Source organism: Xanthomonas protegens, from assembly GCF_038442435.1.
In the GTDB taxonomy this organism is placed as follows: Bacteria; Pseudomonadota; Gammaproteobacteria; order Xanthomonadales; family Xanthomonadaceae; genus Xanthomonas_A; species Xanthomonas_A sontii.
In genome coordinates this window covers 270,925-280,604 of sequence record NZ_JAQJCQ010000005.1, presented here as the reverse complement: position 1 = coordinate 280,604, position 9,680 = coordinate 270,925, and the positions used below count along the sequence as shown (strand labels likewise).

General features: G+C 71.6%; 10 protein-coding genes and 1 pseudogene. 7 read left to right on the top strand and 4 right to left on the bottom strand.

The features are described 5' to 3' along the window. Positions 1-81: 81 nt before the first annotated feature. Positions 82-1,199 (bottom strand): annotated as a pseudogene (locus tag PIQ37_RS08560) (Gfo/Idh/MocA family protein). Positions 1,200-1,324: 125 nt separating this feature from the next. Between PIQ37_RS08560 and PIQ37_RS08555 the strand changes: the two are divergent. From PIQ37_RS08555 to PIQ37_RS08540, 4 genes are all read left to right on the top strand, one after another. Continuing rightward, on the top strand, positions 1,325-2,224 hold the full coding sequence (locus PIQ37_RS08555) for an SMP-30/gluconolactonase/LRE family protein (RefSeq protein WP_342073131.1): 900 nt from the start codon (positions 1,325-1,327) through the stop codon (positions 2,222-2,224). Positions 2,225-2,305: 81 nt separating this feature from the next. Further along, the gene (locus PIQ37_RS08550; RefSeq protein WP_342073130.1) at positions 2,306-3,028 is read left to right on the top strand and encodes a hypothetical protein; all 723 of its coding nucleotides are present in this window, start codon (positions 2,306-2,308) and stop codon (positions 3,026-3,028) included. 47 nt (positions 3,029-3,075) lie between these two features. Next, entirely contained in the window at positions 3,076-3,471 is a 396-nt protein-coding gene (locus PIQ37_RS08545; RefSeq protein ID WP_342073129.1) for an EF-hand domain-containing protein, read from the top strand. Between the two features lie 185 nt (positions 3,472-3,656). Beyond that, positions 3,657-3,977, top strand: coding sequence for an EF-hand domain-containing protein (locus tag PIQ37_RS08540; protein WP_342073128.1), 321 nt, complete (start codon positions 3,657-3,659; stop codon positions 3,975-3,977). Positions 3,978-4,148: 171 nt separating this feature from the next. Here the strand turns inward: PIQ37_RS08540 and comJ are convergent, their stop codons facing one another. The 3 genes from comJ to ubiH all read right to left on the bottom strand — a co-directional run bounded on the left by comJ (position 4,149) and on the right by ubiH (position 7,316). Continuing rightward, on the bottom strand, positions 4,149-4,706 hold the full coding sequence (gene comJ, locus PIQ37_RS08535) for a competence protein ComJ (protein ID WP_342073127.1): 558 nt from the start codon (positions 4,704-4,706) through the stop codon (positions 4,149-4,151). Between the two features lie 220 nt (positions 4,707-4,926). Beyond that, a complete protein-coding gene (locus PIQ37_RS08530; protein WP_342073126.1) occupies positions 4,927-6,105 on the bottom strand; it encodes a UbiH/UbiF family hydroxylase in 1,179 nt (392 codons plus the stop codon). Continuing rightward, the gene (ubiH, locus tag PIQ37_RS08525) at positions 6,102-7,316 is read right to left on the bottom strand and encodes a 2-octaprenyl-6-methoxyphenyl hydroxylase (RefSeq protein ID WP_342073125.1); all 1,215 of its coding nucleotides are present in this window, start codon (positions 7,314-7,316) and stop codon (positions 6,102-6,104) included. Before ubiH ends, PIQ37_RS08530 begins: the two co-directional genes overlap by 4 nt. 143 nt (positions 7,317-7,459) lie before the next feature. Here ubiH and PIQ37_RS08520 point away from each other — a divergent pair, with 143 nt between their 5' ends. From PIQ37_RS08520 to PIQ37_RS08510, 3 genes are read left to right on the top strand one after another with little or no spacing between them, the layout of a single operon-like run. Beyond that, the gene (locus PIQ37_RS08520) at positions 7,460-8,044 is read left to right on the top strand and encodes a hypothetical protein (RefSeq protein ID WP_342073124.1); all 585 of its coding nucleotides are present in this window, start codon (positions 7,460-7,462) and stop codon (positions 8,042-8,044) included. A gap of 5 nt (positions 8,045-8,049) precedes the next feature. Beyond that, positions 8,050-8,604, top strand: a complete 555-nt coding sequence (locus PIQ37_RS08515) for a cob(I)yrinic acid a,c-diamide adenosyltransferase (protein WP_017913876.1) — start codon at positions 8,050-8,052, stop codon at positions 8,602-8,604. A 24-nt stretch (positions 8,605-8,628) separates the two neighbouring features. Continuing rightward, complete coding sequence (locus tag PIQ37_RS08510) at positions 8,629-9,534, top strand: histone deacetylase family protein (RefSeq protein ID WP_342073123.1); 906 nt, start codon at positions 8,629-8,631, stop codon at positions 9,532-9,534. The last annotated feature ends 146 nt before the right edge of the window (positions 9,535-9,680 follow it).

Below are 9,680 nucleotides of genomic sequence, written 5' to 3'. Positions count from 1 at the left end.
GGCTTCAGCCGCGATGGGTTTCCCGGGAAACCCATCGCGGCTGAAGCCGCTCCTACGACGAGCGCATTGGCTGCGCCACCGCTACAGCACGATCCGCGTCCCATCCTCCCGCGCCGAGCGCTGGATGGCCTCGACGATGCGGATGTCGCGCAGGCCTTCCTCGCCGGGCACGCGCAGCGGCGTGCCCTGCAGGATCGCCAGCGCGTCCTCGTCCATCTGCAACGCCTGCTGGTGGCGCACCCGCGCCTCGAACAGGCGGCCATCGCTGGGGCCCGGCCACGCACGCCATCGTAGGCCTGGAACGGCGCCAGTTCGTACCAGCCATTCGCGCACTCGGCGCGCAGCAGGTTCATGGTGCGGCCGAAGCTGGCCGCGCAGGTCGCGGTCACCTCGTGCGGGAACTCCAGGGTGAAGTGCCTGTGCTCGTCGACCTCGTCGAACAGCGCCGGCCGATCGGTGGACCGCCTCGCGCTGACCGCCAGCGGCTCGGCGCCGGTCGTGTAACGCGCCGCGTTGAGCGGGTACACGCCCATGTCGTACATCGCGCCACCGCCATACTGCGCGCGCAGCCGCCACGGCCGCTGCGCCGGATCGGTGTCGCCATAGCCGGCGTAGCCCGCCTCCGCGCGCACGCGGCGCATCGCCCCGAACGGGCGCTCGCCGGCCAGGGCGATGACGCGCCGGGTGTTGGGCTCGTGCTGCATGCGGTAGCCGATGCTCAGCCGCACCTTGTTGCGCGCGCAGGCCGCGATCATCGCCTGCGCCTGCTCGGCGTGCATCGCCATCGGCTTCTCGCACCACACGTGCTTGCCGGCGGCGGCGGCGCGGATGCTCAGCGGCGCGTGCAGGTGAGGCGGCGTGACCACGTAGACCACGTCGATGTCCGGGTTGTCGGCGATGCGCTCCAGGTCGTCGTAGCTGTAGACGTTGCGATCCGGGATGCGATAGCGCGCCTGCCACTGCGGGATCTTCTGCGGCGAGCCGGTGACGATGCCGGCCAGGCGACAGTACCTGGTCAGGGTGAGCCCCGGCGCGAGACGGCTGCTGGCGTACTCGCCCAGGCCGACCAGGGCCACGCCCAGCGGCTTGCGGCGTCGTGCCGGCGCGGCCGCCCATGCAGACGATCCGAGCAGGCCGGCGGCGGTGGCGGACAGGCCGGCCAGCAACAGGCGGCGGCGATTCGGCGAGGACGGCTCCATGCGCAACTCCGACCGGAAGGATGCTTCACCCTAACCGCTAGTGCGGCATCGGCACTGTGAGCGCCATCGCGCGATGCGCCGGGGCCTCTGGCACACTGCCGCCTCCGCTTTTCCCGGAGACGCCGATGCGCTGCCGCCCACTGCTCGCCGCCCTCGCCCTGCTGCTGGCTGCCCCGGCCGGGGCGCAGGAGCCCCTGTTCCACGCCCGCGACCTGGTCGGCGATGGCGTGTTCACCGACAAGATCGAAGGGCCTGCGACAGGCCCCGATGGTGCGCTGTACGTGGTCAACTTCGCCCACGACGGCAGCATCGGCCGTGTCCAGCGCGATGCGAACGGCCACGCGCAGGCCAGCCTGTTCGTGGATCTCCCTGCCGGCAGCATCGGCAACGGCATCCGTTTCGATCGCCGCGGGCGCATGTACGTCGCGGACTACGGCCAGCACCGCATCCTGCGCATCGCCCTGCGCAGCAAGCGCATCGAGGTCTACGCCACGCTGCCGGGCGCGTTCCAGCCCAACGACATCGCGATGGCGTCGGACGGCACCCTGTACGCCAGCGACCCGGACTGGAAGCACGACGGCGGCCAGCTGTGGCGCATCGACCGCGACCGCAGCGCGCATCTGATCGAGACCGGCATGGGCACCACCAACGGCATTGAGGTCAGCCCCGACGGCAAGCGCCTGTACGTCAACGAGAGCGTGCAGCGGCGGATCTGGGTCTACGACCGTGCCGCCGACGGCGCCGTGTCCAACAAGCGGCTGTTCGCCAGCTTCGCCGACGCCGGGCTGGACGGCATGCGCTGCGACGTCGACGGCAACCTGTACGTGGCCCGCTACGACGCCGGCAAAGTGATCGTGCTGGCCCCCGACGGCACGCTGCTGCACGAGGTCGCGACCAAGGGCCGCAAGCCCACCAACCTGGCCTTCGGCGGCGCCGACGGACGCGATGTCGACGTGACCCTGCAGGACCGCGGCGCGATCGAAACCTTCCGCAGCGACCGCCCCGGCCGCGAACACGGACGCTGATGGGATGCGTATCGCAGCGGCGTCTCAGCCCGCGCAATGGCCCCCTGGCATCCTGGCTGAACTGACTGGAGGGCCGCGCACATGCAGCCGATCGAACTGAACAACCCGGCCGGCTTCGCCGACGAATTCCTGCGCCTGACCCTGCTGCAGGGCTTCCAGTCGCTGACCAAGCGCGACCTGGAACTGCTGATCTTCGTGTTGCTGGAACGCGATGGCGCGATCTCGCGCAGCGATTCCAACAACGCGGTGGCGATGCGCCTGCGGGTGACGCCGGCCAAGGTCAAGGGCCTGCGCCGCGACGGCTATGCGCGCTGGCGTGCGCTGGTGCCGGAGGACAACGAGGCGGCGCTGCAGCGCATCGTCGCCACGGTGCTCACCGAGGACAACCTGCGCGCCGGGGCCAAGCACGTCAGCGAGCGCAGCAAGAAGGACGGCTTCCTGGCGATCCGCATCGAGCACCCCGACGACCAGCAGCGCTTCGAACAGGCCATCGTCGACGTCGGCGCCATGCCCGTGTACGAGCGCAACCGCGACGTGATGGCGGTGCGCTTCGACACGCTGCTGAAGATCGCCGAGCGCTGGGGCTACCTGCAACCGGAGCCGGAGAAGGTGACGCACGAATTGCAGAAGCTGGCGCCCACTGCCGAAGAGGTGGCCGACCTGTTGAAGAAGGACCTGAGCAAGCTACGCTGGGAGGACGTGCGCCGCGCGCTCAACAGCCTCGGCGCCAAGGCCGTCGCCAGCACCGCCGAGGGCGGACTGAAGGGCCTGTTGAAGCTCGCGTTTCCATTCATCCCCGGCTGAGCGCCGGGGCCGTCATTCCATCGCCACTCCGGAGTTTCGTCGTGTCCATGTCCTGCCGTTCCCTCGCCCTGCTCTGCTGCCTGTGCGCCTGCGCCGCGCCGGCCGCGGCGCAGAATCTCAACAGCACCTCCAGCGCCACCACCGAGCCGCTGCGCGATGTGCCGGTCAATGTCCGCGCGCAGCCGCTCAGCAACGGCGTGGTGACCCACCAGGTGCAGTTGCCGGCCACGCCTGGCGAAGCGCAGGTGACCGTGCGCAGCATCCAGCCCGACCGCGTCGCCGGCAGCTACCGCATCGACTTCGAGGCGCTGGACACCGACCACGACGGCTACATCAGCCGCAGCGAAGCGCAGGCCAACCCGTCGCTGGCCGACGAGTTCGACGCGCTGGACACCACCCGCAGCGGCCGCCTCAGCCGCGCGCAACTGGCTGGCTGGCTGTAACCGCAAAACATGCGCCCGGCGCCGCCATGAAGGCGCCGGCGCACCCTCGGTCGTGTTTCAGGGCGCATTGGAAACGCTTGCTAAACAGCGCCGACATGCAGATACGAACGCCCGATTTTTTTTAGCATCGATTAATTCGGCCAGGCCTATGTTCTTGACTCCTTCCCAGCAACAGGAGTCGTGCCATGAACCGCATCGTTCCTCGTCTCGTCCCGTTCGCGTTCGCGCTGCTTGCCGCGCCGGCGCTGGCCATGGCGCAGTCGACGCCGGACGAAGTGACCCTGCACCAGAACGGCCAGATCATCAATGTCACCTCGGTCGAACCGAACTCGATCGTCGGCGACTACCACATCGACTTCGCCAAGCTCGACCGCAACCATGACGGCTACATCAGCCGCGCCGAAGCCAAGGCCGATCCCACGCTGTACGCCGAGTTCGACGCCGTCGATGTGCATCACCACGGCCGCCTGAGCAAGGCCGACCTGGAAGGCTGGATGTCGACGTGACGCGACCCACGCGTCGACCGCCCCGTACCCTTTCCATCACGCGCGCCGCCTGCGGCCTTCCCGCCGCATGCGGCGCGATTGTTTTCTGAAGTAGCAAAACCGCAGACACCAGTAACGCGACAGCCGGAGCGCTACGCAAATCTCGCTAGCGGAGCTGTCGCGCCATCGCGGCTACATCGATCGCCGCGCCGCGCGTGTCATCCAACAAGCCCCCGCCGTCCCGCCTCGCCCACCGCGCCGACGACAGCTACAGCACTCCCTCCTGCAGCGGCGCATCCTGCACCCCGCCCAGGGATCGTCCAGCAGATAGCGCGCCGCGACCGGCTGCGCCGCCGGCACCAGGGTGAGCCGGTAATACACCTCGTCGTCGCCTTCGCAGACTTCGTAGTACAGCGCGTAGTCGCCAGGCTGCAGCGCCAGTGTCACATCGAAGGCCTCGGCGGCGGACGCCACCTGCACCCGCGCGTCCGGATTCACCCGGAACGGCACCTGCATGCGCCGCTGCGCGCGCGGATCGGGTGCGAACGCCGCGGCTAGCACCAGGTGCACCTGCGCGCCGAACGCGTCCTCGGGCAACGGGTCGAACACCACGTAGTCGCGGTGCAGGATCGCCCTCTGCTCGAGGTTGCGCGGCCCCCAACGGCAGGCCGCTTCGTCGAAGGCGCGGGCGCGCAACTGCACCTGGCTGTGGGAGATCAGCAGATCCACGGTCTGTGTCGCGTCTTGCATCGTCGTCCTCCATGGCAGGGACGCGGCCTGCGTGCTGCGCTTCGCGCCCTACCCTCACCCCAACCCGTCTCCGAGGGAAGAGGGGCTCCGGCAAACCAGCCGAAGCTGGCTCTTCCTTCTCCCTCCGGGAGAAGGCGCCCCGAAGGGGCGGATGAGGGTACGGGCGCCGCTCGGCGCGTGGTCAAATAATGCGGCCGCCGCGTCCGGCCGGAGCATGCACCTACACGCCGGACGCGCGCTTCCAGAAACCGTGCATCAACAACGGCAGCTTGCCGGCCAGGCCCAGCAGCGGGCCGCGCAGCAGGGTGAGGTGCAGCTCGTCGTTGGAGAACAGCCGGTTGATCGCATCGAAACCGTAGGCGGCCACGGTGTTGTCGCTGCGGCGGCCACGCGCCCAGCGCGCCAGCCGCTGCGGCGCCGCCCAGTTGACCCGCTGCGCCTGCGCCTGCCGCACCAGCGCCGCCAGCGCGGCGACGTCGCGCAGGCCCAGGTTGACGCCCTGCCCGGCCAGCGGATGCACCACGTGCGCGGCATCGCCCAGCACCAGCAGGCGGCCGCGCTGGTAGGCCTCGACCAGTTGCCGGCGCAGCGGGAAGCCCAGCCGCGGCGACAGCGCGCGCACCGCGCCCAGGCGGGCGCCGAAGGCCTGGGTCAGTTCGGCGCCGAACGCCGCATCGTCCAGCGCCAGCACCCGCGCGGCCTCGGCCTCGGGCAGGGTCCACACGATCGAGCTGCGGCCGTCGGCGAACGGCAGGAACGCCAGCGGGCCGCCCGGCAGGAAACGCTGCCAGGCCGTGTCCTGGTGCGGCTGTTCGGTCTGCACGAAGGCGACCACGCCGCGCTGGCCGTAGTCGTGCGCCGGCGCGTCCAGCCCGGCCAGGCCGCGCACCGTGGACTCGGCGCCGTCGGCGGCGATCGCCAGGCGCGCGTCCAGGCGGCTGCCGTCGTCCAGGCGCAGGCGCGCACGCTCGGCCGACGGCTCCAGCGCCTCCACCCGCGCCGGGCAATGCACCTGCACGCCGGCGGCCGGCAGCGCCGCCCACAGTTGTTCGACCAGCAGGTTGTGTTCGACGATCCAACCAAGCTGGTCGCGGCCCAGGGTGTCGGCGTCGAAGGCCAGCTCGCCACCGCCGCCGGCATCCCACACGCGCATGCGCCGGTACGCGCTGGCGCGGCGGGCGAGGACCTGCGGCCACACGCCCAGGCCCTGCAGCAGCGCCGCGTTGTCCGGGGCGAAGGCGTAGACGCGCAGGTCCGGCGTGTCCGCCGACCAGCGCGGCGGCTCGCGGCCCTCGACCAGCGCCACCGCCAGGCCTTCGCCGGCCAGGGCCAGCGCACAGGCCGCGCCGACCACGCCGCCGCCCACCACCACCACATCCAGCACACCGCGCCGGCTCATGCGCGCGTCTCCCGGCACAGCTGCGGCACATCGCCGCGGAAGCCCATCGCGCCGCCGACCAGGAACGACTGCAGCGGCGCGGCCTGCGCCGCCGCCAGCAGGCCCAGGCTGCGCAGCGGGCGCAGCAGCGGGGTCGGATTGGCGGTCAGCCGCGCCAGCCCGCCGGAGAACGTCACCGTGCGCTGGCGATCCTGCTCTCGGCGCTGCGCGTACTGCTGCAGCAGTGCCGGTGCGCCCGGGTCGGTGCCGTCGCGCTCGATCAATTCGGCCAGGGTCAGCGCATCGCGCAGGCCCAGGTTGAAGCCCTGCGCGCCCAGCGGGTGCAAGGTCTGCGCGGCATTGCCCAGCAGCACCGCGCGCGCATCGGCCAGCCGCTCGGCCAGCACCTGCACGATCGGGTAGGCGCTGCGCTCGCCGCTGCCGAGCAGACGGCCGACGCGCCAGCCCAGGGCATCCTGCAGCCGCTGCAGCCAGGCACCCTCGTCCAGCGCCGCCACCGCATCGGCGTCCTCGGCCGCCACCGCGTGGATCGCGCCGTAATGGCGGTCGCCACGTGGCAACAAGGCGGTCGGGCCGTCGTCGCGGAAGCGCTCGTAGGCGGTGCCGTCGGGCTGGCGGCTGCCGCGTACCCGCGCCACGAACAGGGTCTGCTGGAAATCGTGGCGCGTTGCGGCGATGCCCAAGGCTTCGCGCACCGCGCTGGCGCTGCCGTCGGCACCCACCAGCAGGCGCGTGTGCAGCACCTGCTCGCTGCCGTCGCGCAGGATCCGCACCCGGCGCTCTCCATGCTCGACGTCGGCCTCCAGCGCCACGAACTGCGCCGGGCGGTAGCGGGTCAGCTGCCGCGTCGCCGCCAGGCTGGCCTCCAGCGCCTCGCCGAAGTCGCGCGCGACGACCACCTGGCCGAAAGCCTCGCGTCCGTAGTCGGCGGCTTCCAGCCGCACCCGGCCGAAATCGCCCGCGCGGCTGACGTGGATGCGACGGATCGGTCCGGTCGGCGCGCGCAGCCGCTGCATCACCCCCAGCGCCCCCAGCGCGTTGACCGTGGCGGCGGCGAAGCTGAGGTTGCGCTGGTCGAACACCGGCGGCAACGCGCCCGGCGGTGCGGCCTCGACCAGGCCCACGTCCACCCCCAGCCGGTCCAGGGCGATGGCCAGGCTGGCGCCGACCAGGCCGCCGCCGACGATCACTACGTCATGTCGTTTGCTCATCCGGCCATGATACGACCCGTACCCATCTGCCCGGTGAGCGCCGCCGCCCAGCTTGCGTGCCGTGGCGGCAGCGGCGCACGGCGCTCGCGCGCGCCGCGCTTCCAGTAGAATCCGGGGTCTTACGTGCCCCGGTGCCCGCCGCCATGACGCCTTCCGCCCACCGCCTCCCCGCCCTGCTGCTGTTGACCGCGCTGCTGGCCGCGACCCGCATCAACCACTTCGGGGCGATCCCGGACGCGTCGTGGGCGGTGTTCTTCGTCGGCGGCTTCTACCTGCGCAGTTGGACGCGCTGGGCGTTCCCGCTGCTGATGGCGCTGGCGGTGTTGGTCGACTACCTGGTCATCCGCAGCCAGGGCCTGGATTTCTGGCAGCACTACTGCGTGTCGCCGGCCTACTGGTGCCTGATCCCGGCCTATTTCGTGCTGTGGGCCGGCGGCGCCTGGCTGGCGCGGCGCTACCACGGTGCCGACTGGCGCGCCCTGGGCCTGGCCGCCGCCAGCCTGCTGGTCGCGGTGGCGCTGTGCCACCTGCTGGCGCAGGGCAGCTTCTACTGGGTCAGCCGCAGCGTGCCGAACCCGACCGTGGCCGGCTGGTGGCAGAACTACAGCGACTGGCTGCTGCCGTACCTGGGCAGCGCCAGCCTCTACGTGGCGCTGGCCGCGGCGATCCAGGTCGGCGTCGAGCAGCTGGCGCGGCTGGGCCAGCGCGGCCAGCCGGTCGGTCACTGACCGGGATGGGCAACCGTCTCTCCAAGATCTACACCCGCACCGGCGACGACGGCAGCACCGGCCTGGGCGACGGCAACCGGGTCGGCAAGGACTCGGCACGGGTCGCCGCCTACGGCACCGTGGACGAGGCCAACTCGGCGATCGGCGTGGTCCTGGCCTGCCCGCTGGCCGAGGACGTGCGGCACCTGCTGACCGCGATCCAGCACCAGTTGTTCGATCTCGGCGGCGAGCTGTGCATCCCCGGCCACGCCGCGATCCATGCCGCCGACATCGACGCGCTGGAACGGCATCTGGACCGCTACAACGACACCCTGCCGCCGCTGCAGGACTTCATCCTGCCCGCCGGCGGCGAGGCCGCGGCACGCTGCCACCTGGCCCGCACCATCGTGCGCCGCGCCGAGCGCGAAACGGTGGCGCTGTCGCGCCAGGACGCGGTGCGCCCGGAAGCGGTGCGCTACCTCAACCGCCTTTCCGACCTGCTGTTCGTGCTGGCGCGGGTGCTGGCGCGGGCCGACGGCCACGGCGAAGTGCTGTGGCGCCACGACCGGCGCCAGGCCTGAGCCACGCCCGGGCCACGGCCGCGCATGCTGATCTACACCCATCCTGCCTGCCTGGACCACGCGCCGGGACCGGAGCATCCGGAACGGCCGGAGCGCCTGGAGGCGGTGACCACCGCGCTGCGCGAGGCCTTTCCCGCGCTGGAATGGCGCGAGGCGCCGCTGGCCAAGCTCGGCGACCTGGCCCGGGTCCATGAGCGCGAGCTGATCGATCGTGTCCTGGCCGACCTCGACGGCCCGCAGATGCTCGACGTGGACACGGTACTCTCGCCCGGCTCGCGCGCGGCCGCACTGCGCGCCGCCGGCGCCGGCGTCGCGGCAGTGGACGCGGTGATGCACGGTGTCACGGACACCGCATTCTGCGCGGTACGCCCGCCCGGCCATCACGCCACCGCTGACACTGCGATGGGCTTCTGCCTGTTCAACAACGTGGCCGTGGCCGCCGCTCACGCCCGCGACGCGCATGGGCTGGAGCGGATCGCCATCGTCGATTTCGACGTGCACCACGGCAACGGCACCCAGGCGATCTTCGAGCGCGAGCCGAAGGTGCAGTACCTCAGCACCCACCAGTCCGGGTTGTTCCCGCACACCGGCGGAGTCCACGACCGCGGCGTCGGCAACCTGCACAACGCCTTGCTGCCACCGGGCAGCGGCGGTTTCCGCTTCCGCAACACTTGGGCCGACCAGATGCTGCCGCTGCTGGACGCGTTCAAGCCACAGCTGCTGCTGATCTCGGCCGGCTTCGACGCGCACATGCGCGACCCGCTGGCCGACCTGATGCTGGAGACCGAGGACTTCGGCTGGATCACCGCCGAACTGCGCGCGGTGGCGCAGCGGCACGCGCGCGGCCGGGTGGTGTCCTTACTGGAAGGCGGCTACGACCTGCAGGCCCTGCGCGAGGGCAGCGTCGCCCACGTCGACGCGCTGCGCTGAAGGTCCGCGCCCGCCCAGCGGCGGCCGAGGCGCGGCACGCCCGGATCGAAACCCCGCCCCGGCAGGCCGATGAACCCCGTCCCCCGCCCCGGGGACGCCTTCATTGCCCCTATGCACGGGATGGGGCAAGCTAGCGACCGTTTTCG

Coding starts and splice junctions, on each gene's coding strand:
- ubiH (WP_342073125.1), bottom strand. CDS start 7,316: ATGAGCAAACGACATGACGTAGTGATCGTCGGCGGCGGCCTGGTCGGC.
- PIQ37_RS08540 (WP_342073128.1), top strand. CDS start 3,657: ATGAACCGCATCGTTCCTCGTCTCGTCCCGTTCGCGTTCGCGCTGCTT.
- PIQ37_RS08515 (WP_017913876.1), top strand. CDS start 8,050: ATGGGCAACCGTCTCTCCAAGATCTACACCCGCACCGGCGACGACGGC.
- PIQ37_RS08550 (WP_342073130.1), top strand. CDS start 2,306: ATGCAGCCGATCGAACTGAACAACCCGGCCGGCTTCGCCGACGAATTC.
- PIQ37_RS08530 (WP_342073126.1), bottom strand. CDS start 6,105: ATGAGCCGGCGCGGTGTGCTGGATGTGGTGGTGGTGGGCGGCGGCGTG.
- comJ (WP_342073127.1), bottom strand. CDS start 4,706: ATGCAAGACGCGACACAGACCGTGGATCTGCTGATCTCCCACAGCCAG.
- PIQ37_RS08555 (WP_342073131.1), top strand. CDS start 1,325: ATGCGCTGCCGCCCACTGCTCGCCGCCCTCGCCCTGCTGCTGGCTGCC.
- PIQ37_RS08510 (WP_342073123.1), top strand. CDS start 8,629: ATGCTGATCTACACCCATCCTGCCTGCCTGGACCACGCGCCGGGACCG.
- PIQ37_RS08520 (WP_342073124.1), top strand. CDS start 7,460: ATGACGCCTTCCGCCCACCGCCTCCCCGCCCTGCTGCTGTTGACCGCG.
- PIQ37_RS08545 (WP_342073129.1), top strand. CDS start 3,076: ATGTCCTGCCGTTCCCTCGCCCTGCTCTGCTGCCTGTGCGCCTGCGCC.